A 23,627-nucleotide genomic window follows, 5' to 3' on the forward strand; every position below is an offset into this window, starting at 1 on the left:
CAGTCATTGACGAAAGGCTTAATTCCAAGCATACTGCTACTTCCTCATGAAAACACTTCTCAATGTAGGTGGAACCCGAAATGCTCATGGAACACGCATCGCTCGGCGCATCACTTGCGATAAGTGCGGGCAGCAAGATCACATCACAGCCCGACCTTCTCGAACTCACGGCACTTTTTGCCGCGCTTGTGCTCTTGAAGTTTTAAATGCGCTTGAAGTGGGTAAAAAAGCTCCTCGCGACTTAAAAGAGCTCTGCTGCAGCAACTGCCAGCGAAGCTTTACGCTTCCGGTGCATGTAGAAATCAAAAAAGGCACCCTCTGCCCAAGCTGTCTTCGGGGTTTTGAAACCTGGCGGGGCTCTGTGAACATGTCTGCATCGGATCGAGCATCCTTGCATTGTGAAGTTCGAAAATCTGGCGTAATGCTCCGAAAAAGCGCATGAATTTTGAAAAACTTTTAAGCCCAAGCCAATATTTAGCGGCCACGACTCTTGATGCCCCCATTTGCATTCTTGCAGGGGCAGGCACCGGAAAGACTCGAGTGATTACACACCGGATCGCCTATCTGGTCTCTCAAGGAGTTGAGCCCGAATCGATTTTGGGACTCACTTTTACCAACAAAGCCGCGGGTGAAATGCGCGAGCGAGTCGATCATCTTTTGCCCGGCATGGGGCGGCGCGTAGAACTTGGAACTTTTCACAGCTTAGGTGCCAAATGGCTTCGGCAATATGGGCACTTTGTCGAAGTATCTCCAAGTTTTGTGATTTACGATTCCAACGACAGCGAAAAAATTTTGAAAGAGCTGGCCCTGAACGCCATGAATCTCTCAAAGGACTATTTGTCGTTTTACGAAGCACAAATCGACTCTTGGCAAAACGAAGGTCTGCACCCAGAGCAAGTGGATTCCCGCAATGACCAACGCTTGATGCGCGCTCGCGAACTCTACCGCCTTTACAACAAGCGTTTGCAAGCAGCGGGAGCTCTTGATTTTAACTCGATCTTAATCAAAGTCCGCGATCTGACGCAAAAACCGGAAGCCATCGCTGCTCTGCAAAAGCGGTTTCGCCATATTCTAGTCGATGAGTACCAAGATACGAACGCCGTTCAATCTGAAATCGTCTACGCCCTTGGCAAAAGTGCTGATAGCGTGGCAATCGTTGGAGACGACGATCAATCCATCTATGGTTGGCGAGGAGCCAAGCCTTATAACTTGGAAGAGTTTCTGACGCGCATGCCAGGAACTCAGTTGATAAAACTGGAAGAAAACTACCGTTCAACCAGTGCGATTTTGAATGCAGCCAACGCCATTATCTCCAACAATGATCGGCGACTCGGCAAGACCCTGATCTCGAAAGCAGGGGCTGGCCAGCTTGTTCGAGTCATACGAACCACAAGCGACCGCTACGAAGCCGACTTAGTCATTCATCAGATCGAACACAGAGTACGCCAAGGAAGAAACTTGAACGACATTGCCATCTTAATGCGGGCCAATGCACAATCGAGACCCTTCGAAGAAGCCCTTCGCTTTGCACAGCTGCCTTATCGGCTAGTCGGTGGCGTCAAGTTCTACGACCGAAAAGAGATCAAAGACATTTTATCGATTTTAAGAACAGCCGTGAATCCTAAAAGCGACTTAGACCTTGTGCGGGCCTTGCTTGGAACGAAGCAAGGAGTCGGAGCAACGAGCGTTAGCAAAGCACAAAGCCATGCTGCCGTCCTCGAGATTTCGCTTTTTGAAGTATTTCGGTCTTCTGAAAAATTAGCCCACGCAGGCCTGTCTAAAAAAACAGCTGAAAAAATCGTCGCCTTTTCCAAAGCCCTTGAAGAGCTGGGCCAAGCTTCGCTCAATGCAGCGCAAGCCATCCAAAGAGCACTCGATATCAGCGGTCGTGAAGAAAAAATTGAGGAAGAACGCTTAGAAAACTTAGAACAACTTATTTCAGCGGCTCAACAATACGTTGAAGATTGCGAAGTTTACGATCAGGATCCATCGATTTTAGGCTTTTTAGAAAACGCCGCTCTGCTGTCCAGCGTTGACGAGATGAACAATCGAGAACATACGTACGGAGCGGTCACGCTTATGACCCTGCACGCCGCGAAAGGTCTTGAGTTTCATACAGTCTACATGGTTGGCATGGAAGAATACGGGTTTCCCCATGCACGAGCCCTAGAGGATACTGCCAAACCCGATGATTTGGAAGAAGAACGCCGATTGGCCTACGTTGGAATGACTCGAGCCCGAGAAGAACTCATTTTAACCTATGCCACTCGTAGACTGATTCGAGGCCAGATCAAAGGACGTGCTCCGAGTCGATTCCTGCGTGAGCTTCCCAAGGATTGGGTTACTGGAGATTTGCCTTACCAGACCTTTTCCTAAGATTTCATCATTCGACTTATACACGTAACTTACTTAAACGGAGTTCAGAGCTCTTCCAAATGACCGTATGGCTCAGAAATGTGGGCCTTTCGCTCACGATTTACCAAAAGGCTCTCAGGCTCACTGGACTCATCGGATTTTTGTTCGAAGCGACTTAGAATGCATTTTGTTAAAACTGCTGTTTTTTCTCCTAGCTTTTGACAAATTTTTGATTGTTGATTTTGATCACGTCGATCTTGCATGCATTGTTCCACAAGCTGGTTGAGTTCATTCACATTCTCTTGCATGATAGATCGATTAAGAAACAAACAACGCATCAAAATTGCGTGAATGCTATCCAAATAACTTTCTGAATACGTGGATATTTCATTCCCGAGCATGCTTGCATACGATCGTTCAACAAATACACGTAATCCATCACATTGGGCCTTTAGGTCCGCTGGGCGGCGCTTTGAATCCGAAATATAGCAGGCTTGAACTTCAGCATTCGTGAAAGGGCTTTTGAGTTCACGAGACGCGTAAGAAGATAAAACAAGGATAAAAATAAGGAATGCATACTTCTTCATGCTCACTGGATCTCAAAAATATTTTTCAATGTCAACAAGCGACTGTGTCTGTTGAAAACGAACAAAAGAAGGGATTGGGAAATAAAAACAAGGCCACATTGCTTTTTCTTTCAGTCAATTGATCCGAGGTGCCATGTATTTTGTTCTTGAAAATAGCCAACTCAAACAAAGCGAAGAAGAACTCAAAGGGCGCTTTTACCTCAAAGGCCATTACGAGGGACTTCAATTCGTGGCAGAAAGCTCTGTACTCGGCGACATTCCTTTAGCCAGCGAAGGGAAGCCCGGCTGGTTCGAGCTATCTTCCCAACACTTCTATTCCCAACAAACGGCACAACTTCCCGTATCGCCCTACATTATTGGATACATGACCCCAGAAGGCTTTAAACCTTCCAAGAAAAACATCTACTGACCCAAGATGAGCGCTTGAGCGTTTTCTAAGGCCTCAGACAAATTTTCTGGTTGCGTGCCGCCTGCCTGGGCGAAATCCGGTCGTCCTCCACCTTTTCCCCCAATCTTCTCTGCAAGCTTGCCAACCAAGTGGCCCGCGTGATAGCGACCTACCAAATCAGGCGTTATCGCTACCAACAAGCTGCATTTCTGAGCACTGCTTTGAAGTCCTAAAACAACAATCCCGGACTTCATTTGGTTTCGGAGCTCATCTGCAAAATGCTGGAGCTGCTTGACTTCGATATTTTCAAGTTTCTCAGCAATCAACGAGATTCCATGGCAATCTCGTATCTTCGAAACAAGCTGAGCAGCACGTTGAGATGAGTCTCGATCTTGCGCTTGCTCTAGCTTTTTTTTCAACTCTTTGAGTTCTGCTTGCAGAGCAGATAATTTTTCGACCGTTTGCGTCACAGAGCTTCCAAGCATCTTAGCGATTTGGCTCAATGATTCATGCTCGCTCTGCCCCATCGAAACCGCAGCTTGCCCTACAACCGCCTCAATGCGCCGAACACCGGCCGCTAAAGGCCCCTCTGAAATGATTCGGAAAGATCCCATATCTCCGGTTCGAGCCACATGCGTGCCACCACACAACTCAATCGAATGCGAACCCAGCTCCACAACTCGAACCTTTTGAGCATACTTCTCGCCAAAAAGCGCCATCGCCCCTTTTTGTTTTGCCTCCTCCAGAGGCATGATCTCGGATCGAGCCATTTTGTTTTCCAAAATCCAAGCGTTGACCTGTCGCTCAACTTCCAGCAAGTCGGCGGGTGCAATGGCTTCAAAATGCGAAAAATCAAAACGAAGCTTTTCAAAACTCACCCAAGATCCTTTTTGGGTTAAATGGTCTCCGAATTTTTGACGTAGAGCTGCGTGCAATAGATGCGTTGCTGAATGATGGCGTCTGATTTGATCCCGTCGCTCTGTATCCACTCGTGCTTTCAAGAAATCACCCTCAGAGACAGAGCCAGAAAGAACTTGAACACGGTGAATCGACAACCCTGCAATTTTTTTCGTATCGAGGACTCGAATATAAGCGTCTTTGTTTTCGAGCGTGCCGGTATCTCCAATCTGGCCTCCAGACTCCGCGTAGAAGGGTGTTTTTTCCAGCAAAATCTCGTTTCCATGCACCGCCAATACTTGAACGCCGAGTTCAGGCACATCGTCAAATTCACTCATCCCAAATTGATCCGCCCATTGTTTGTAGCGATCATCGATCCCTTTGAGACCCAAATCCCCGGCAGAAGCCGCTTCATGGGCCTTTTTAGCCTTTTCAAACGAGACCCAATCCAGATTAAGCTTTTTTTCTTCGGCTAAAATTTCGGTCAAATCAGCCGGAAATCCATAGGTTTCGTAAAGCTTAAAAACGACCGCTCCATCCAAACTATCTCCCGGCTTCAAGGACTTGATGGCTTGATGAAACAATTCGAGCCCACGCCCTAAGGTTCGACGGAAACTCTCTTCTTCTTGCAAAACAACTTTTTGAATTAAAGCCTTTGCTTGGTTGAGCTCCGGGTAAATGCTTTGATATTGAGCGACCACTTGCGCGCATACTTCCTGAAAGAACGCTTGTTTAAAACCCAATCGGGCTCCGTGCCGAATCGCGCGCCGCATAATTCGCCTCAACACATAGCCTCGCCCATCGTTACTTGGCAAAACTCCATCTGCAATCAAAAAAGTCGTCGCTCGGCTGTGATCCGCAATGACCCGCATGGAAACATCGTCTTCCAAATCGCTCGCTTGGTAGTTTTTTCCCGATTGACGAGCACAAAAATCGACCAAACTTTTGAGAAGATCCGTATCGTAGTTGCTTTGAAGGCCATTCAAAATCGTGGTCACCCGCTCCAGACCCATTCCAGTATCGACGCTAGGCGCAGGCAAAGGCACGAGAGTCCCATCGGCTTTTCGCTCGTATTGCATGAACACAAGATTCCAAAACTCCATCCGCCGATCCCCTTCATCTTCCCCTTCTCCGCGATCGTAATGAATCTCTGTACAAGGGCCGCAAGGACCCGTATCGCCCATGGACCAAAAATTATCCGCAGCACCTTTGCGACTGATCTGGTGGCTTGGAACCCCGATTTGCTTCCAAATTTCTTCGGCTTCTGTATCGGGCGGCAAAGTGCCTTCTCCTCCAAAAACCGTTATAAAGAGCTTTTTCGGATCCATGTGAAGCTCTTGCGTCAAGAACTCCCAAGCGTAAGCACACGCCTCTTTCTTAAAGTAATCACCAAACGAAAAATTGCCCAACATTTCAAAGAACGTATGATGTCGAGCCGTCCGACCGACGTTTTCCAGGTCATTGTGTTTTCCACCGGCTCGAACACACTTTTGGCTGCTGGTAGCGCGGGTATAAAAGCGCTTTTCTTGACCGGTAAACACATCTTTGAATGGTACCATACCGGCGTTGACGAACAATAGGGTCGGGTCGTCCTGCGGCAGCAAGGGACTGCTCGCAATCACCTCATGGCCTTTACGATGGAAAAATTCCAAGAACTTTTGACGAATCAAAGTGCTATGCATGCAGCCTACTTTAACAGGTATCGTTGAGAATGAGTAGAGAGCCTCAGCACGAAAGAAAAGCGACTTCGCTTGACAACCCTGTAATTTCAAAGTTAAACTTTGAAAATGCAGGGTTTAAAAAGAAATGCATTAGAATCAATCTCTTATCTACTTAAAAATTTCCCCTGAGTCGCTTTGTTAGGTCCGCGCCAGGTGGGTAAGACGACCCTCATGGGGCAGTTGCAGCCAGATCAGCCACTTTTTGATTTGGAGCGGCAAAGCGATTTCTCTCGAATTTCCTATGATCCTGAGTTTTTTCTGTACAGCGAAAAAAGCCCGATTAAAATTGACGAGGCTCAGCTCCTCCCGACCCTATTCCCAGCTCTACGAGTCGCCATAGACAAAAATCGAAAGCAAAATGGCCAATACTTGATCTCAGGTTCCAGCTCTCCTGAGCTTCTTTCGAAAATTACGGAGACACTCGCAGGTCGAGTAGCTCTCTTTGAGGTGTGCGGGTTTTCACTGGCAGAGTCATACTCAAAGCCTGTCTCTGAATTTTACCAAGCGATCATTCAGAACAGGCCTGATGACTTACTGGCCCTAAAGCCTCGCTACACCTTTGAAGAACTTTCCGCTCATTGCCTCTCGGGCGGCTATCCGGAAGCCGTGACAAGCTCGGATCTCCGCTTTAAGACTTTGTGGTTCGAAAACTACCTTGAAACCTACGTTAAACGAGATGTTCGAACCCTATTCCCAGGCATTTCTTCGGAAACATTTCAGCGATTTGTTCGAATGTTGGCAACTGCATCGGGGCAACAAATTAATTTTTCTACTTTCGCCCGATCCCTGGAGGTTTCCCAACCGACAGCAAAAAACTACTTTAGAATTGCCGAAGGAACCTTTCTCTGGCGCTACCTTGAAAGTTACCATAGCAGTTCTATGAAACGAGCCCTCAAGACTCCAAAGGGATACTTGCGTGACACCGGACTTCTCTGCCACATGCTTGGAATCTCAAACATCAGCAATTTAAGGGCGCATCCGCATTTTGGTTACGTTTGGGAAATATTTGTCATCGAGCAAATCGTCAAAGAATTCCAAAATCAACTCATCAAAGTAACTCCCAGTTACTATCGCACTCAAGATCAAGCAGAAGTCGATTTGCTACTGGAAGGACCGTTTGGCTTAGTTCCGATTGAAATTAAAGCAGGCATGAAAACCGAGCTCCGCCATCTGCGTTCGCTTCAAAGTTTCGTAGAACAAAATGCTTGTCCATTTGGGCTTGTCGTCAACAATTCCCTGAACCCATCCTATCTATCTCGAAATATCATTCAGATCCCGGCAGGTTGCCTCTAGTGCAAGGAAGCAAGATCCTCCCCGGATGAAAGGAAAGTGCTGACGCGTTACAGCGCATATGGCAACAGCGCGCGACACTCTTTTCGAAGACCTCCAAATACTCTTCCAAACACCTCGTTCCCAAAACGCTGAAAGCTCTATTCTGAATTTACTGAAACGCTTTCGAGTCCAATTTAAGCCAGGTTCTGAACCTTCAACGCACACCGCTCGAAAAAGTCTCCTGGATCAGCTCAAAGCATTGTGGGAGGCAAAGCAAGCAGGCGACCGGCATAGGGCCCTCTCGAAAACATTGGACAGCTTTCGCATGCAGGTCAAAGCTTCCTCGGGGAAAAAAAGCGCTGCCAAATCTTTTGAAGAAATGATATCGAAGAAAAGCAGCAGCAACTTTCGCGTTGGCCAGCCTCTGGCCGGGGGACCTCAGAGGCGTGATCGCATTCGAGGGGAATGCCCAAAGTGTCGAGGCATGGGAGTTGTGTTGGCTCGATCTTATCATGGTGATGAATATCTTTCGTGCATCTACTGCGGGTATCAGACGTATCGAACGGCCATGGGGCCTGAGTTCGATTTGCCTTTGGCAGCGGAACTTCTTAACCGTCGCTTTGATGATCGCCAAGAGCAGCTTGCTTAGCTTCATGCTGATGGCTTCTGCCTGCACTTGTCAGAGCCCTCCCCTGCAACCCACTCTTGTATTCACCACCAACTTCAACGGGTGGGTTGAGCCCTGTGGCTGCACCGCGGACCCTTTGGGAGGCATCGCACGGCTGGCGACTTTGCTCAAACAGTATCCCAAAGCCTGGTGGATTGATGCAGGGAACACACTGAACGATCCAACAGCCCAAGAAGCTTGCCCGGATGCCGAGAAATCCGACCTCCTGCTTAAAACGCTCAAAACACTGGGCTGCCGAGGCACGGTTTTAAAAGTGGGCGAGGCCAAATCCATGTTTGCATCGGCTGGAATACCCATCCTCAGTTCGTCGGGGTTTGCGGTTATAGAACCTCGACCGGGACTCAAAGTAGGCATTGCCAATATCAGCAGAAAGGAACTGGAAGCCAAAAACTCCGAGTGGGCAAAGCTTTCTTTGGTGATTTGGGGACAAGCACCGGGCAGCGAGCTGTACCCTCCCTTTCGCCTTGGCCCAAAAGGTCCTTTTGTTTTTTCGGCAGGCTCTCAGGGACAACACCTAGGGGTTCTTGAAATCGTCAACTGGAAAACCGGGGTGGCTGCTCCACTCGATCTGGATGATTCAAAAAGCCAGCGCGATCAAGAGGTGATGCTACTCAAAAATCGAATCGATTCACTTCAAAAAATGCCACACTCTGAGTTCATCAAAAACCGGATCCAGCTTGCCAAAAGTGAGTTGTCCACCATTCAAAAAAAACCTTTAAAAAGGCCCGAAGGCCCCTTTATACGATTTCAAGCCATCCCAATCCGAAAAGAAATCAAGCCGGATCCCCAAATTGCCAAGAGCTTAAAGGCTTACGAAGACAATCTTCCCAAACGACTAGCAGCTTGCGAATCTGGGATTCAATGCCCAACGCTCAAAACCGGAGAAGCTTCTTACGTCGGAGCCGAAAGCTGCAAAACTTGTCATTCAGCGGCTTATGAATTCTGGAAAAAAGCGGTTGTCGAAGTCACTGGCAAAGATGAACAGGGCCGGATCATCAAAACACTGTCAGGACATTCCGTTGCTTGGAAGACGCTTCAAGATAAGAATAAAGCCCTCGATCGCAACTGCATCGGATGCCACAGCGTGGGTTTCATGAAGCCCGGCGGCTATTGCAAAGCAGAAGAAGTAGACTTTCGAGGAGACGTTCAATGTGAATCTTGCCATGGGCCTGGAAGCTTACACGCTCAAGACGGCGATAAATCGAAAATCCAAAAGTCGGTTCCTGAAAGCCATTGCCGATCTTGTCACCATGTTCCCCATATTCCAAGCGAACAATCGTTTGTGTATCGAGATAAACTCAAGGTGATTTTAGGGCCTGGGCATGGGGAATCGCTCTTGTTGAAGCTTAATAAGTAGGTTACACGCTGCTTTATGACGTTTGTAGTGACCGATAATTGTCAGCGTTGCCGTTTTACCGACTGCGTGTCGGTGTGCCCTGTGGACTGTTTTTATGGAGACGCCGAACAGCTCTACATCAATCCAGACGAATGCATTGACTGCGGAGCCTGTGAGCCTGAATGTCCAGTAAGCGCTATTTACGACGAATCCAATCTTCCGCCCGAAAAACAGTTCTGGTTAGCCATCAACGCTGAGCGGGCTGGGCAATGCGAAAATATCACCCAAAAGCAAGATCCGCTCCCGACAGCTGAGCAACGCAAAAAAGAACTTGGGTTTGAATAGAACAGCGAACTAACCCAGGACAATCCAGAAAATGAATCTTCCCTCTCCTGTTGGGAGAGGGCGTCTAGTTTTTTGCGATCGCCCTGCGAACTGACTCAGCGAACACAACGGACATAGTAAACATTGCTCATATGGTCGCTCTCGACCTGCCCACTATAAAAGTAAAGCAACCATGCGTAGCCGCCAACCAGCGTATTGGACCAATACCACGATTGGTCATCTTCTTCTAAGGCACTACGTTGTTGATACAGCGCTTCTAATTCCCAAATCGTTGGCAACCTCCACCCTTCTGATGAGTGGCTCGCGGCGTAAGCTTCAGCCTCTTCAAAAGTCATTAGTTGCGAACTCCGAGCGCTCCATTCCAGGGCAGGTACGTCCTGAGATGCGCGTGGCCCTGGATAGCTATCTTCTGCTCGACTCAGCGGATCCACTCGCATCGACTGAGTGCGAACGCTATTGAAGGAAAATACATGGAGGGTAAGAGCTTCACGCACCGACCCATCGATCTCGCCTTGCAGATTGAATAGCTGAGCCAGCTGCTGATGCATCTCTAATTGATCCTTTTCCAAATCATCATCATGCGTTTGCTCTAAGAGCCGTTCAAGATGACGGCTCAACACATTGCGAAGTTCCTGATCCGAACCCACTTCAGGGCTCTGCAAAACTTGCCTCAGCACCAAGATCAGATCTTTCGAACTAGGTTTTTTCCTCTTGAAAAAGGGCTCATTCGTCTCCCCAGGAGCCCAAGGATCGGATAAGTCCTGGCCCACATCGCCAGCAAAAGGCTCCGATTGAGGCGATGGGTCGCCCGCACCGGGAATGAAACATATTCCCGGTACCGAATGTTTTTCCCCAGACACAGGCAAAGATAATTCGCCCGGTGCTGCATCTGTCAGGTCTAAGCCCATCTCCAAAGCTCTTTCTTGACGTTTCTCAGGCAAAGTACCGAGCTCAATCAGTCGCAAGAGCTCTTCTTCTGCTGCCTCACAAGCCTTGCCGATTTGGCGCAGTCGGTGAATCTCTCGTCGAAGTTCTTTGATACGGTTATTGCGCTGGCTCATTTGCGCGATGTAGTCGTCGCCGATGCGAGTCAGCGGCACCCAAGCCGAACCCAGCGAGAAGAGCTTTAGCTCTCGAACGCTATCTCGGATCTGCTGACCCATTCGAGCCATCTCGGACCTAGCATCTTGCAACCAAGCAGGACGATGCCCGAACAAATTCCAAGCTAACAAATTGGGAGACAGGGCAAAAACAAAAAAAATAGAAACGAAGATTGGATTCATATTAAACAAGACTTTCCTCTCATTGATGAAGTTATTCGAAAACCTACTCTTCTGGTCGTACACTCTGTTTGGTAGAATTGTGAATATTTGCTTAACAAGCAAGCATGAACCTGTGCTGGGATTCTCCATTCCCCAGCAACAAGGCGGAGCTGTTTCACACCAAAAGCATCCGCGAAGCGGATGAAAAGAGTGAACAGCATCCTGGATTTCTACTGTTGCTCTTTTTGAACAACAATCTGATTTTTTTCAAATTTAACGGAAATAAGCTCGCCTTTTTCAATCTTCAGAGAGTTCAAGGGAAGACGCAAAAATGGCCCCGAGTTATGAACACGCTGAGCTCGATAGATTCTTCGAGAACCCTCTTTCGGAGTGGCTCTTCCGCGATGAGTGGGTAGATTTTGAACCACCCAGCGCTCAAAAGAATCAAGATTGATCTGTTTGTTAACAGCCAAAGCTCTAAGAGCTTTCTTGATTGCAATCGAGCTAGCAGTACCTCCTGCGTAGAGCTTTGAGATTGCAGAGACCCCTTCGCTTAAGTAAACAATCTGTAAATCTTTATATGAGGACTTTTGTCGTCTGGATTTTTGTATTTCTTTGTGTAGATGCATTATGCGTTCCAATAAAGCATACTGACGCTAATCAGACAACTAGAAATACTTTACCGACGTCGTATAAATCGAAATGAGCCCTTTTTCCTGTGTCAGCACAACCTTTGTCGCGATTTTCATTGATATCTTTCGGTGTTTTAACTATTCATTGGGGGTGCTGGATAATAAAGACACCCGATAGAAGCAACGCTTGAACCATTTTTTGAGAGCTGACGCAAAAGCTTCGAGAGATCTGTAAAGTGGATGGATCTGTTTACGATATCGATTTCATTCCCACTGGAAACTTCTTAAGTAATCGAAAAGCGCAGATCGTTGACGTGCTCAAACTCGCGAATTTTCCTTAATCGGGCTAAAATCTCAGGTTTTCGAAACGCCAAATCATGCGCTACGGAAGACGATGATACTTCTGCCAAAATCACCCGATTTCCTCGGTCGAAAAAACCGACTAATTTCATCTTTTGGCTTAATTCCGAGCCCAAAACCGGCCGCCAAAGCTCAGGAACAAAACAGCTTGCTTTGAGCAGAAGTTCCGACAAAGAGCTTTTTAGGATTAAACCGCGAAGATCTTGTTTAGGAAGCCGGGCTCCTGCTTGTTTGGGCAAAGATAGGAGGTCCAGCAATCGATTCTCCGGTTGAGGAGGGATGTAAGTGGTCTCCTGTTCTTTCTGCTTTTGATGCTTCCAGTAGCGCGTTGCCGCGCGCACAGCCCCCACTTCCGAAGGACCACTTTTTAGGCTCTCCGACTTGACGTAGTCTATCAAACGCTGCTTTTCTCGCTGCTTCGTGGGTTTTTTCGGTGCCAGCCGAGCCATGCTGGCCATAGCCAGTTGCGAAAATTTCAAGAGAGACTCGGCATCGCTCGCATACGAAAGATCCTGCGCTACCCGTTCCAGCTCAAACCGAACCCAGGCTCTTTGGTCACGGGTCAATTCCTCTCCAGGCCAACCCGCCCGAGAAAGCTCCGTCACCGCCAATCGAGCGGCTTCCTTCCAGGCTTCTAACAACGTTTCACTTTGTTCAAAATGCCGTTTCAAAATTTTATAGACGGTTCGCGTTGCGTCATCCATCATTCAAGAGTCCCTTCCTCGGATCTCCCAAAACATAGCGGAGAATCAGTTGCGATTGCAACAGCTTGGTCTGTGCTTCTTGCTCATCTTTCTGAGCCTGAAACAAACGCGTTTGCTCATCCAGCAAGTCTAGGCTGGTAGCTTGACCCAATTGATAGCGATTCTGAGCGCTATTTAAGGCCGCTTCATTGATTTCAACCAAGTTTTTTTGCAAAGACAACACCTCTTTCGCGCGCTCGAGCTCTACTTTGGCTCCGGCTATCTGAAGAGCCATCCCTCGCTCCAGAAGCTGCTTTTTTTGCTTTTCTTGGCGCCATTTCGCTCGAGCCGTTTGCGCCAGGCCATACCGAGCATAGCCGTCGAAAAGGGGGAGTGATACATTCAGACTCCACTGCCACTGCATGTCTTGTTTCAAGGGAGCGAGAAAGCCGGTTTGAAACTGTAGGGTCGGCATGAATTGCCAAAGGCTACTCTGACTATTCAGCCATGCTGCCTGGACTGAAATACCAACCGATTTCCAATCCGATCGATGGATTCGGGCCTCTTCTAATAAGTCATCCGTCTTCATGGAGCTAGGTAGCTCCCAGCCTCTCACTGGGCTCAACTCCACTTGCATATTGCAACCCAACAGATCCGCCAAAGCCCCTCTGGAAGTTCGGACCGATGCTTGGTGATTTGCGTAATCCAGCTGCGTCTTGGTAACCAAGAGCTCAGCGCGTTTCAAGTCCAATTTCGAAATCTCTTGAAGGTCGGCTTTTCTTTGTGCTGCGGCATAGTGCTTTTGAGAGATTTCGTGCTGCCGAGCAGACAATTCCAGTCGTTTTTGGTGCATAAAAGCCTGAAGATAGGCTTCGGCAACCGCTAACAACATCGTCTCTTGTTGCCGTTCGTAAGAAGCTTCAGCGACCTTGACAGACTGAAATGCACGAACCGCCGAGAGGCCAGCAGAGACATCGATCAAGGGAATCTGGAGATTTCCTGTCCATTGAATGGTCTCTCCGATCACACTGCCTCCGACCAGATTCGGCAAGAGGCGCTGCAGAGACTGTTTCGCCAACCCTTTTGAGACATGGATCTCCTCGCGGGCGCTTAGGATACGCTCACTCCGAGTGACAGCAAAATCGAAGGCCTGGGAAAGGGTCAAACTCTGAGGTGGTGCTTCAGCTTCGATCGCAAGATTCAAACTCAGCAAGCTCGATAGAAAAATCGAAAACATGATTTGGTTCTAACGATCTCGTTTGAGTTTGGAAAGCCAGATGAGCCACATAACCCTTTGCGCAATGGATCGGAACCACTCGACTCCAAGAGACAGGCTGTTTCAAAGAACCCAGAATCGGCTCCCCGTTCACTTTGCACAATGCTTCTTTAGCGGTCCAGATACGAAAGAATTCGGCTTCATCGCAGCAAATCTTTTCAGGCCCCCAAAAAAATCGCTGAGCAAGCTTCTGAAAGTTTGGCATCGGCCGAAGCCATTCCAAATCGATCCCAACGGGTTGAGAATCATCCACAGCAAACAGGGCCATTCGATAACTATGGCTTAAGGAGAAATGGATCCCTTCGTGCAAAGGTTTGCCCCAGCACCCGTAACGAATATCGAGCGATGACAATGGAATCTTGAGCTCTAGGGCTAAAATCTTTCGCATGGCACGCTGCGCGTCGCTCTTTTCCCGGATTGGAATACGATAAATTCGAACCATCCAAAACTTTGTATCATCTGCCTTGCATTTTTAGAAATAGGCTTTGGAACACTGACAAAGACTTTGCTAGAGGGCAAGCCAGTTTTTTAAAGTTCGCTGAACTAAGTCCAACTCCTTCATTGAGATTTTTCCGACTACCTCTTTAATTTTTGTTCGTGGAATGCTTACAATTTTATCAACCATGACCTGAGATTTATTGTGCAATCCATTGCTTGGATGATGTCCAATCGATACCCTGATCAACGATGCATCATGCACCTCCGAGGTGATAGGACAGAGTGTGATGCTGGGGTGGGTTTCATTGAACAAGTCAGACTGCACAACAACGGCTGGTCTTGGTTTACCATAATCACCTTGAGTCACGCAAATAACAACATCGCCTCTGGAAATTTTCATACCCAACCCTGAGTATCAGCGTTCTCTTCCCAGAAGGTATCCGTTTTGTCCTGGCTTGAAACCAGCAGGCTCTGTCTTTTTGCCTCAGATTCAAGCGATGGATTCTTGAGGCTTTTCATGTAGATACGCAAAGCTTCAACAATAACCCAATTTTTCCCTCGCTGAAGCTGTCGAGACGCGGCTTCAAGCTCTAATCTTAGATCTTCCGACAGGCGTACGCTCGTTGTGGCACTCATAACACACAGTATTGCATCTTTAACCTCAGCAATCAAGTCAGAGTCAATTTCGCATGGGGCGAATCTAAGTCCAATGAAGTTTCTCTAAGGCCCACAGTGAATATCGACGCTCAATTCGGACCATCCAAAACTTTGTATCATCTCTGCCTTGCATTTTTAGAAATAGGCTTTCAAACTATCGATCCTATGATCTCCATCGAATCCATCAGCCAAGCTTTGATCCAAGCAGGAGGAAAACCCGTTTTGGTCGGAGGCTCCGTCCGAGACCGTCTCTTAGGAACACTCAGCAAAGATTTCGACCTAGAAGTTTATCAGCTGTCTATCGATGCTGTTGAACAAGCCTTGAAGCCGCTCGGTGCTCTTCATGCTGTTGGAAAAAGCTTCGGGGTTTTGAAGCTCAGAAACTTTGATATCAGCTTGCCAAGAACCGAGAACAAAACAGGACAGGGTCATAAAGGGTTTATCGTTCAAACCGACTCAGAGCTTTCGTTTGAACAAGCGGCATCGCGTAGAGACTTTAGCATCAATGCGATGGGAATCGATTTAATAACGGGCGAGCTTTTAGATCCATTCGGCGGACAGGCCGATTTAAAGCAAGGAATTTTGCGACACGTCTCGGACGCGTTTGACGAGGATCCTCTCCGGGTTCTCAGAGCCTGTCAGTTTACAGCCCGGTTTAATCTTCAGATTCATGCGGAAACGCTCATCAAGTGCCGAAATCTCAATGCGGAGCTTTCCAGCCTGCCACGAGAACGCATCGGAGAAGAATTCAAAAAACTTTTAAGCGCTGCAAAACCCTCGCTCGGCCTTCAAGCACTTCGGGAGACTGGAGCACTCTGCCTGTTCCCGGAGTTAGCGGCTTTGATCGATTGTCCCCAAGACCCTCAGTGGCACCCAGAAGGAGACGTTTGGATTCACACCCTCATGGTCATCGATGAAGCTTGCAAATTATCCGACTCCTTGACCATTCGCTTAGCCGCTCTGTGCCATGATTTAGGCAAACCCGAAACCACTCGCATGGAAGATGGCCGATGGCGAAGCAAAAATCATGAATCTGCTGGTGCTCTTCCTACCCGCCAATTCTTAACGCGTTTGGCGCTATCGGAAGATCTCATCCGCGAAGTCATTCCACTCGTCCAAGAACACCTGAAACCCTGCCAACTCTATCGAGTCCGAGATCAGGTTTCTTCTGCTGCCATTCGTCGACTCGCTACACGCGTCAACATCGAAAATCTGTGCCTCGTAGCCAAAGCCGATTTCTTAGGACGCACCACGGAAGACGCGAAATTGGGCATCGATCCTTCCAGTGAATGGCTTTTAGAACAAGCTCAAACCCTAGCGGTGCACCAAAAAGGCCCTGAGCCTATTTTATTGGGCCGACACCTGCTCGAAATTGGTTTTCAAGCAGGTCCTACCCTTGGCAGGGTCCTTAAAAAAGCCTACGAAGCTCAGCTGGATGGAGCATTCTCCACCCTTGACGAGGCCCTGACATGGTACAAGAACTCCAAAGAATCTCTGTCCAAGTAGCCCGAGAAGCGGGAGCTCTGATTCGCGAACTTGCTCAAAAGCCACGCTATATCGAGAAGAAGAGTCGTTATGATCTCGTCACCGATGCCGACAGAGCTGCCCATACGCTGATTAAAGAGCGCCTACTGGAACAATGCCCAAACAGTTTTGTTTTGAGCGAAGAAGATCCGGAGACGCACCGAGCAGTCGGAACTTTTGAAAAGCCTGTCGCTTGGATGGTTGATCCCATTGATGGAACCACCAATTACGCACGCAATATCCCCTTATGCGCAGTTTCGATCGCAGCCTACGATCCATTTGCAAACCAGTTACTGGCAGGCTGCGTTTACAACCCCTTTCAAGAGGAGTGTTTCTACGCGTCTCGCGACCAGGGTGCTTTTCTCAATGGGCAGCGAATCTCCGTGAGCTCAATCCAAAGTTTGGAAAATGCTGTCCTCTCAACCGGATACTTTAATCATCCGGAAATCACGTACCCAAGCAGCAATCTTCCCGAGACTTGGCAATTCTTGAAAGAATCGCTGGGACTTCGTCGTACCGGCGCAGCCAGCATCGATTTATGCTGGGTAGCGATGGGACGTTTGGATCTGTACTGGGAAAACGGCCTCAAACCCTGGGACATGGCTGCCGGAATCTTGTTGGTTCAAGAAGCGGGAGGACAGGTCACCAACTATGCGGGCCAATCCATCCATTTGTTTCAAGACAGCTTGCTAGCGAGTAATCGGTTTTTGCATCCAGCGGCAATGAGAATACTCACTCAGGTTTAATATCAATAGATAGCCTTTTTCAATTTCGAACACCCTGGATCAGGCTTCTCGAGAACGCACCAATCTGACACGCAATTCCAGCTCGTGGAAAGAGTGATCAACACGCTCTTCATCGTTTAGTCCAAGTCCGAAATCAATATGCCAAATATGAGTCGATCGACCCTCGACTTCTGTTGACGACCAAAAAGCATTCACCAGTAAATATTCATTATTGAAGTCATCACTCAAATCTCTATTCAACACTTCGGACTGCCGATAAAGTGCTTCTAGCTCCCAAAGTGTTGGCAATCGCCATCCATCGGCAGACCGATCGGCCGCATAAGCTTCGGCTTGTTCGAAAGTCATCGTCTCCGAGTCTCCTCGATTGAGCTCCCACTCAAGCTCTGGAACCTCCAGTTCTTGAAGATCTGTGTTCCAGCCACCCAGATCTGACAATAGATTGATTCGAATGGGTAAAGTTCGAGCTACGTTATTCGGTCTCACAGATCGGGTTGAAGAATTTTCAGAGACATCAGCTCTATCCACCTGGCTAGAGACTAATGACGAAATAGAACCTTCTCGAATCCCATCAGGTCCGCTACCTCTCATACTCATTTGACCAAAAACGGACGATGACATGAAAAACAGGAAAACATATTTTTGAACCACGCACGACTCCTCATCGCTTTTTACCTCGAAACCTACCTTGAAGGCTAGTCCCGATAAAGGCTCTGAATCCAATAAACAATCGACGAGAATGGCTATTCGTTCACACGGCAAAGAGGCATGAATACACCCGCATTACCTGCGAGAGCAGCAGAAGACCAAAGGCTTTCTCAAGGAAATCCGTCAGAAGTAAGACTTTTTCAAGCTCTTTCAACAAGGATCACGAACCAATCTGACGCGTAATTTTGCTCGACGATGGAAATCACTAACGCGTTCCCAGTTATTAGGCCCAAGGGCAAAATCAGGGCTCCAGATAAAATCCGGTGCACCCTCCGTCGCCGTTGACGACCAAAAAACAGCCTCTAACAAACTCTCTTCTAAATCTTCGTTGAAATCTCCGTCTAATACTTCTTGCTGCCTATAAAGCGCCTCCAACTCCCAGATCGTTGGCAATCGCCACCCTTCAGCTGCCCGACCGGCTGCATAAGCTTGAGCTTGTCGAAGAGTCATCATCGGTGAATCGGCTCGATTGAGTTCCCATTCAAGCGCTGGAACAACTGCGGATCTTCGAGGGCCCGTATAATCATCGTCAACGTTTCGAAGCGGATTTACCCTCATCGGCAACGTTCGAGCCACTGAGTTTGAAGCAGCACGCTGAGCAGAAAAATTTCGAGGATAAGTGCCCCTATGCATACGGCTAAAAACTAACGACGAGACAAAACTCTGCCGAATCACGCTAAGTCCCCTACTTCCCATGCTCATTTGACCCAAAGCAAACGGCGACATAAGAAACAAGAAAATACATTTTCGAATCATACACAACTCCTGATCATGAAAACACGAGACCTAATAGCAATCGCCAACAAGTTCTCACACCCCAGCAAGAGCCCCAAAACAGTCGACTCCATCTTCAGGCTCTTTTATCTAGCATCGCGCACCAATCTGACGCGTAATTTCAATCGCTTATAACAACCCTCAATAGGCTCATCATGGTCAGGATCAAGGGCAAAATAAACACTCCAGACATAATCAGATCCATCCATTACCGGTGTTGCTGACCAAAAACTACCCTCTAGCAAATCCTCTTCAGAATTATCATTATTAAAATCCTCATCTAGCACTTCCTGTTGCCTATGAAGTGCCTCCAACTCCCAGATCGTTGGCAATCGCCACCCTTCAGCTACCCGACTGGCTGCATAAGCTTGAGCTTGTCGAAGAGTCATCATCGGTGAATTGGCTCGATTGAGTTCCCATTCAAGCGCTGGAACAACTGCGGATCTTCGAGGGCCTGTATACCCTTCGTTAACGTTTCGAAGCGGATTTACCCTCATTGGCAACGTTCGAGCCACTGAGTTTGAAGCAGCACGCTGAGCAGAAAAATTTCGAGGATAAGTGCCCCTATGCATACGGCTAAAAACTAACGACGAGACAAAACTCTGCCGAATCACGCTAAGTCCCCTACTTCCCATGCTCATTTGACCCAAAGCAAACGGCGACATAAGAAACAAGAAAATACATTTTCGAATCATACACAACTCCTGATCATGAAAACACAAGACCTAATAGCAATCGCCAGCAAATTCTCACACCCCAGCAAGAACCCAAAAACAGTCCACTCCATATTCAGACTCTTTTATCTAGCATCACGCACTAATCTAACGCGTAATTCTAGTTCGTGAAAGCAATTATCCACACGTTCTTCATGATTAGGATCAAGCACAAAATTAACATACCAAGTGTAATCAGAGTGATCATGAACTTCTGTTGCTGACCAAAAAGCACCCGCTAAGCTATCTTCATCGATATCACCCATATCCCCGCCCAGCACTTCTTGCTGTCGATAGAGCGCCTCTAATTCCCAAATTGTTGGCAATCGCCACCCTTCTGCCGCTCGACTGGCAGCATAAGCTTGAGCTTCCTCAAAAGTCATTATCGGCGAATTTCCCCGATTAAGTTCCCATTCAAGCCTTGGAACTTCGAGTTCTCGAGGACCTGTATACCAATCAGTAAGGTCCGGAAATGGATTTACTCGCATAGCTGAAGTCCAAGCGGAGCCCTGAAAAGTCAAATCCTGTACTGGCAGACTGAACATCATACCCACTCGATCGCTCCCCATCATCTGCCCAAAAGCCAACGACGGAATAAAAACAAGAAAAAAAACACTTTTTTGAATCATAGTCTTCGTGCTCCCTTAAATTATCTGAAACAGGCAAAATGCATCCAGTAATCGTTTTACTTCTATAGAATCTCCAGGTCTAGAATCTTTTTCAGTTTGCCTGTTGGGATGATGCTCTTCTAAACGTAAATCAGGTATCATCAAGCCATCTTTAAGTGTGTCATTAGTTTTCAGCAGGCAGTCAACCGCAGGAATCCACCCTATTATACTCCGGCATTAACTGCATATAACACATCATAATAAGTTACATACACCTGCTCATTTCCAACAACCGGGGCAGACTCCACCACACCATGAATGAGGCAAGTCCAAAGCTCTTGACCCGTACTGGCATTCAAGGCATCAAGGCCGCTGTCCGTTGATACATAAACAATACCCTCCATAACCGCGGGCGGCTCATAAAATCGGCTGCTCGTATTAAAACTCCATTTCTTCGTTCCGGTTTCGGCATCCACTGCGAATGTCGTTCCATACTGAGAAGAAACAAACAGGGTACGATTCATCAACCTTGGAGAAGATAACAGCCCATTATTCATTGAATTCCTCCAAACACTCTCTCCAGTTGTAGAGTTAACGGCACAAATCCCTCCTTCGTCAAGCGTAAGATACAAAACTCCCTCGCTCATCAAAGGAGAAGCGCCGTAAAATCCTAAATCAAAAGTCCAAAGTTTTTCATGTGTCTTTCTATCGATAGCATAGAGATATCGGCCCGATGGAAAATAAACAGCCGACTCATCCGCAACAACCGTCACAGAAACCGGTTCATTGGTTTCAAATTTCCACAACTCGACCCCCGTTGAAGCATTGACTGCATACAGAGCATTGCTATTTGAACCAACATAAAGCACATCGTCTTGAAAGACCGGTGATGAGTAAGAAGCATTAATGCTTAAATTCCAGAACATTTTTCCCGTTGCAGCCTCTAAAGCATACAGATAGCCATCGTCCGAAGCAAAGTAGACGGCCTCAGGCAGCGCTGTAGATCTTGAAATAAGAGAGCCATTTGTATCGAATCTCCAAATCTCTGTTCCATTTTGCGCATCCACTGCATGAAGACTTCCGCTCAAAGAGCCAACATACACAACATTGAGACCCGCAGTCATTGCACTCAGGTCTTGAGCCCTCACCTCAAGTTGCCAATTCAGTATGCCTGGATCAGCCCAAAGATGATATGACAATAAAACAATCAACCAATTTAAACTAAAAATTTTCACTCTTTCCTCCTCTGAATAGCTCTGATTAAATAGAAAATAGTTCTATTATCTATCTCGATTACGGACCAATCTGACACGCAGCAATAATTCATGGTAACAGTTATAAACACGCTCTTCGTGATCAGGCCCAAGATCGAAATCAATGTTCCAAAAATAGCCTGGGAGAGCATTGATTTCTGTTGAGGACCAAAAGGTATTCGCTAGTAAATTTTCATTTATCTCATTGTGAGCACTTAAATCTCCATTTAACACTTCTTGCTACTGATAGAGCGCTTCTAACTCCCAAAGTGTTGGCAGTCGCCATCCTTCAGCTGCCTGATTGGCTGCGTAAGCTTGAGCTTCTTGAATACTCATCATCACTGAGCCTCCTCGATTGAGTGCCCATTCAAGCTCTGGAACTTCGAGTTCTCGAGGACCTACATACCAATCACCAAACCCTCGAGCTGGATTAACTCGGATTGGCAAGGTTCGAGCTACATCATGCGAACTAGCAAGCGGAGTTGAAGAATTCGCAGGCCTATAGGTACTCATACGACTAAAAAAAACGATGAAGTAAGACTTTCTCGAATCATACCAATTCCACCAGCCCTCATGCTCATTTGACTAAAAACAGACGATGAAACAAAAAATAAGAAAATATATCTTCGAATCATACACGACTCCTGATTATAAAAATAACAGACCTAAAAACCATCACCCACAGATTCGAACCGCCAGCAAGAGCCATAGAAGAACGGCACAAGCCTGGTTCTTCTTTCGTTGAAAGCAGTCGACACCCCCATTAAGTTCTTTTACCTAGCATTACGGACCAATCTGACACGCAATGACAGCATTTTATTACAACTATCGATGCGTCTTATATCGTCATCTTCACGAAAAAAATCAATGTACCAAGCGTACCGATCATAATGACCACTGGAAACTGCTGTTACAGACCAAAAAATAGAGCCTGTTGATCCTCGTCGAAGTCATCACTCAAATCTCCATTCAATACCTCTGACTGTCGATGAAGTGCTTCTAACTCCCAAATCATTGGCAGTCGCCACCCCTCGGCTGATCGACTGGCCGCATAAACTTGAGCTTCTTGAAAAGTCATCTGCTCTGAGTCTCCTCGATTGAGTGCCCATTCAAGCTCTGGAATCTCAAGTTCTCGAGGACCTGTATACCAACCCCCAAGATGTGATAACGGATTTACTAGCATTGGTAAGGTTCGAGCTATGTTATTCGCATTAGCAGACTGGGTTGAAAAATTTCCGAGCATCTGGACACCTCTATTCATGTGGGTAGAAATTAATGTAGAGGTAAAAATTCCCCGAATCATACCAATTCCACCAGCCCTCACACTCATCTGGCTAAGAATAGGCGACGAAACAAAAAACAAGAAAATATATCTTCGAATCACATACGACTCCACATCGCGTTCGAGCTGAAAACCCAGTCCAAAGACCAGGGTCTTTAAATAAAAACTCCCATCCCTATTTGAACAACCTGTTTGATTGGTCACATCTTTATAGGAGGCTATTTTCCAAGGCGTAAAAGATTTTGATCAAAGAATTAGGAAACCTAAAAAAATACCTTATTTCTAAACTCACCTAACATCACGAACCAATCTAACTCGAAGACGCAATCCAACATAACAATTATCAATGCGGTCTTCACCGTCGCACTCAAGACCAAATTTAATGTACATATAGTAATGTCCAGAACGAATTTCCGTTTCAGACCAAAAAGCACCCGTCATAACATCTTCATACATGTCATCACTCAAATCTCCGGCTAACACTTCCTGTTGTTGATAAAGCGCTTCCAACTCCCAAATTGTCGGTAATCGCCAGCCTTCAGCTGCCCGACTCGCCGCATAAACTTCGGCTTCTTGAAAAGTCATTCCCTCTGAATTCGCTCGGTTAAGCTCCCATTCAAGCTCTGGAACCTCGATTTCTCGAGCCCCCCTATACCAATCACCAAACCCTTGAAAGGGATTAACTCGCATGGCTGAAGTCTGAGAGGACTCTTGAAGACTCAGGTCTTGCACTGGAAGATTAAACACCATACCCACTCCGCCGCTCCCCATCATCTGCCCAAAAACCAAAGATGAGAGGAAAAAGAAAAAAATACCTTTTTTAATCATATGACTCATACTCCTTTAAATTATTTGAAATAAGCAAAATCAATCCAGCACCTGTTTCACTTTCATTGGATAGATTACCAGGTTCAGGATCTTTTTATTTTTCCCATTAAGATGACATCTTGACAGCCTGGCCTTTTCACTTTTTATCAAAGAACCATTTCTCAGATCCGATACATGTCATAAACATCAAGATCGTCAAGAGCTATGCCATTCAGAAAAATTTGAGTGGTTCACTCGGCTGAGAGACAGTTCAAGTGATACACAACCACATAAATACAGAATTCAAAACAACAAAAA

At 47.0% G+C, this 23,627-nt stretch carries 26 protein-coding genes; 9 read left to right on the forward strand and 17 right to left on the reverse strand.

Translation table 11 applies throughout. The annotated features are described in order from the left end of the window. Window positions 1–46 precede the first annotated feature (46 nt). Both I8H75_04750 and I8H75_04755 read left to right on the forward strand, forming a co-directional pair. The gene (locus I8H75_04750; protein ID MBH2006633.1) at window positions 47–442 is read left to right on the forward strand and encodes a hypothetical protein; all 396 of its coding nucleotides are present in this window, start codon (window positions 47–49) and stop codon (window positions 440–442) included. Next, entirely contained in the window at window positions 439–2,376 is a 1,938-nt protein-coding gene (locus tag I8H75_04755) for a UvrD-helicase domain-containing protein (GenBank protein ID MBH2006634.1), read from the forward strand. The genes I8H75_04750 and I8H75_04755 overlap by 4 nt, the downstream gene beginning before the upstream one ends. Window positions 2,377–2,420: 44 nt before the next feature. Here I8H75_04755 and I8H75_04760 read toward each other — a convergent pair whose 3' ends face one another. Continuing rightward, window positions 2,421–2,942 carry a hypothetical protein gene (locus I8H75_04760; GenBank protein MBH2006635.1) on the reverse strand — a complete coding sequence of 174 codons (522 nt, stop codon included), beginning with the start codon at window positions 2,940–2,942 and terminating at the stop codon, window positions 2,421–2,423. 133 nt (window positions 2,943–3,075) lie between these two features. On the opposite strand from I8H75_04760, the gene I8H75_04765 reads away from it, so the two are divergent. Continuing rightward, on the forward strand, window positions 3,076–3,351 hold the full coding sequence (locus I8H75_04765) for a hypothetical protein (GenBank protein ID MBH2006636.1): 276 nt from the start codon (window positions 3,076–3,078) through the stop codon (window positions 3,349–3,351). Here I8H75_04765 and alaS read toward each other — a convergent pair. Further along, entirely contained in the window at window positions 3,345–5,909 is a 2,565-nt protein-coding gene (gene alaS / locus I8H75_04770) for an alanine--tRNA ligase (GenBank protein MBH2006637.1), read from the reverse strand. The genes I8H75_04765 and alaS overlap by 7 nt on opposite strands. Before the next feature lie 192 nt (window positions 5,910–6,101). Here alaS and I8H75_04775 point away from each other — a divergent pair, with 192 nt between their 5' ends. From I8H75_04775 to I8H75_04790, 4 genes are read left to right on the forward strand one after another with little or no spacing between them, the layout of a single operon-like run. Further along, complete coding sequence (locus I8H75_04775) at window positions 6,102–7,241, forward strand: ATP-binding protein (GenBank protein MBH2006638.1); 1,140 nt, start codon at window positions 6,102–6,104, stop codon at window positions 7,239–7,241. A 58-nt stretch (window positions 7,242–7,299) separates the two neighbouring features. Further along, window positions 7,300–7,869, forward strand: coding sequence for a hypothetical protein (locus tag I8H75_04780; GenBank protein MBH2006639.1), 570 nt, complete (start codon window positions 7,300–7,302; stop codon window positions 7,867–7,869). Continuing rightward, the gene (locus tag I8H75_04785; protein MBH2006640.1) at window positions 7,844–9,265 is read left to right on the forward strand and encodes a hypothetical protein; all 1,422 of its coding nucleotides are present in this window, start codon (window positions 7,844–7,846) and stop codon (window positions 9,263–9,265) included. Before I8H75_04780 ends, I8H75_04785 begins: the two co-directional genes overlap by 26 nt. Before the next feature lie 15 nt (window positions 9,266–9,280). Further along, on the forward strand, window positions 9,281–9,589 hold the full coding sequence (locus I8H75_04790) for a 4Fe-4S binding protein (GenBank protein MBH2006641.1): 309 nt from the start codon (window positions 9,281–9,283) through the stop codon (window positions 9,587–9,589). A 95-nt stretch (window positions 9,590–9,684) separates the two neighbouring features. On the opposite strand, the gene I8H75_04795 is transcribed toward I8H75_04790, so the two are convergent. The 7 genes from I8H75_04795 to I8H75_04825 form a co-directional block, all read right to left on the reverse strand. Further along, window positions 9,685–10,872, reverse strand: a complete 1,188-nt coding sequence (locus I8H75_04795; protein MBH2006642.1) for a DUF1566 domain-containing protein — start codon at window positions 10,870–10,872, stop codon at window positions 9,685–9,687. A gap of 209 nt (window positions 10,873–11,081) precedes the next feature. Then, complete coding sequence (locus I8H75_04800) at window positions 11,082–11,480, reverse strand: hypothetical protein (GenBank protein MBH2006643.1); 399 nt, start codon at window positions 11,478–11,480, stop codon at window positions 11,082–11,084. A gap of 287 nt (window positions 11,481–11,767) precedes the next feature. Further along, window positions 11,768–12,550, reverse strand: a complete 783-nt coding sequence (locus tag I8H75_04805; protein MBH2006644.1) for a DUF721 domain-containing protein — start codon at window positions 12,548–12,550, stop codon at window positions 11,768–11,770. After that, window positions 12,540–13,763 carry a TolC family protein gene (locus I8H75_04810; GenBank protein MBH2006645.1) on the reverse strand — a complete coding sequence of 408 codons (1,224 nt, stop codon included), beginning with the start codon at window positions 13,761–13,763 and terminating at the stop codon, window positions 12,540–12,542. The genes I8H75_04805 and I8H75_04810 overlap by 11 nt, the downstream gene beginning before the upstream one ends. Beyond that, entirely contained in the window at window positions 13,708–14,244 is a 537-nt protein-coding gene (locus I8H75_04815) for a 4'-phosphopantetheinyl transferase superfamily protein (GenBank protein MBH2006646.1), read from the reverse strand. Before I8H75_04815 ends, I8H75_04810 begins: the two co-directional genes overlap by 56 nt. A 66-nt stretch (window positions 14,245–14,310) precedes the next feature. Beyond that, on the reverse strand, window positions 14,311–14,640 hold the full coding sequence (locus tag I8H75_04820; GenBank protein ID MBH2006647.1) for a type II toxin-antitoxin system PemK/MazF family toxin: 330 nt from the start codon (window positions 14,638–14,640) through the stop codon (window positions 14,311–14,313). Next, the gene (locus I8H75_04825; GenBank protein MBH2006648.1) at window positions 14,637–14,876 is read right to left on the reverse strand and encodes a hypothetical protein; all 240 of its coding nucleotides are present in this window, start codon (window positions 14,874–14,876) and stop codon (window positions 14,637–14,639) included. Before I8H75_04825 ends, I8H75_04820 begins: the two co-directional genes overlap by 4 nt. A gap of 186 nt (window positions 14,877–15,062) precedes the next feature. On the opposite strand from I8H75_04825, the gene I8H75_04830 reads away from it, so the two are divergent. Then, entirely contained in the window at window positions 15,063–16,403 is a 1,341-nt protein-coding gene (locus I8H75_04830; GenBank protein ID MBH2006649.1) for an HD domain-containing protein, read from the forward strand. Continuing rightward, window positions 16,367–17,167 (forward strand): inositol monophosphatase, encoded by an 801-nt coding sequence (locus I8H75_04835; GenBank protein ID MBH2006650.1) that lies wholly within the window; start codon window positions 16,367–16,369, stop codon window positions 17,165–17,167. Before I8H75_04830 ends, I8H75_04835 begins: the two co-directional genes overlap by 37 nt. 39 nt (window positions 17,168–17,206) lie before the next feature. Here I8H75_04835 and I8H75_04840 read toward each other — a convergent pair whose 3' ends face one another. The 8 genes from I8H75_04840 to I8H75_04875 all read right to left on the reverse strand — a co-directional run bounded on the left by I8H75_04840 (window position 17,207) and on the right by I8H75_04875 (window position 23,339). After that, a complete protein-coding gene (locus tag I8H75_04840) occupies window positions 17,207–17,650 on the reverse strand; it encodes a DUF1566 domain-containing protein (GenBank protein ID MBH2006651.1) in 444 nt (147 codons plus the stop codon). Between the two features lie 372 nt (window positions 17,651–18,022). Then, window positions 18,023–18,628 (reverse strand): DUF1566 domain-containing protein, encoded by a 606-nt coding sequence (locus I8H75_04845; GenBank protein MBH2006652.1) that lies wholly within the window; start codon window positions 18,626–18,628, stop codon window positions 18,023–18,025. A 104-nt stretch (window positions 18,629–18,732) separates the two neighbouring features. Further along, window positions 18,733–19,341, reverse strand: a complete 609-nt coding sequence (locus tag I8H75_04850) for a DUF1566 domain-containing protein (protein ID MBH2006653.1) — start codon at window positions 19,339–19,341, stop codon at window positions 18,733–18,735. Window positions 19,342–19,445: 104 nt separating this feature from the next. Then, window positions 19,446–19,988, reverse strand: a complete 543-nt coding sequence (locus I8H75_04855; protein MBH2006654.1) for a DUF1566 domain-containing protein — start codon at window positions 19,986–19,988, stop codon at window positions 19,446–19,448. 203 nt (window positions 19,989–20,191) lie between these two features. Beyond that, window positions 20,192–21,202 carry a PQQ-like beta-propeller repeat protein gene (locus I8H75_04860; GenBank protein MBH2006655.1) on the reverse strand — a complete coding sequence of 337 codons (1,011 nt, stop codon included), beginning with the start codon at window positions 21,200–21,202 and terminating at the stop codon, window positions 20,192–20,194. A 258-nt stretch (window positions 21,203–21,460) separates the two neighbouring features. After that, window positions 21,461–21,733 (reverse strand): hypothetical protein, encoded by a 273-nt coding sequence (locus tag I8H75_04865; GenBank protein ID MBH2006656.1) that lies wholly within the window; start codon window positions 21,731–21,733, stop codon window positions 21,461–21,463. Window positions 21,734–22,130: 397 nt separating this feature from the next. Then, the gene (locus I8H75_04870; protein ID MBH2006657.1) at window positions 22,131–22,523 is read right to left on the reverse strand and encodes a hypothetical protein; all 393 of its coding nucleotides are present in this window, start codon (window positions 22,521–22,523) and stop codon (window positions 22,131–22,133) included. Between the two features lie 267 nt (window positions 22,524–22,790). Next, window positions 22,791–23,339, reverse strand: coding sequence for a DUF1566 domain-containing protein (locus I8H75_04875; protein MBH2006658.1), 549 nt, complete (start codon window positions 23,337–23,339; stop codon window positions 22,791–22,793). Window positions 23,340–23,627: the final 288 nt, after the last annotated feature.

The sequence above is a fragment of the Myxococcaceae bacterium genome (assembly GCA_016000045.1).
Taxonomy (GTDB): domain Bacteria; phylum Myxococcota; class UBA727; order UBA727; family JABDBI01; genus AER2-1.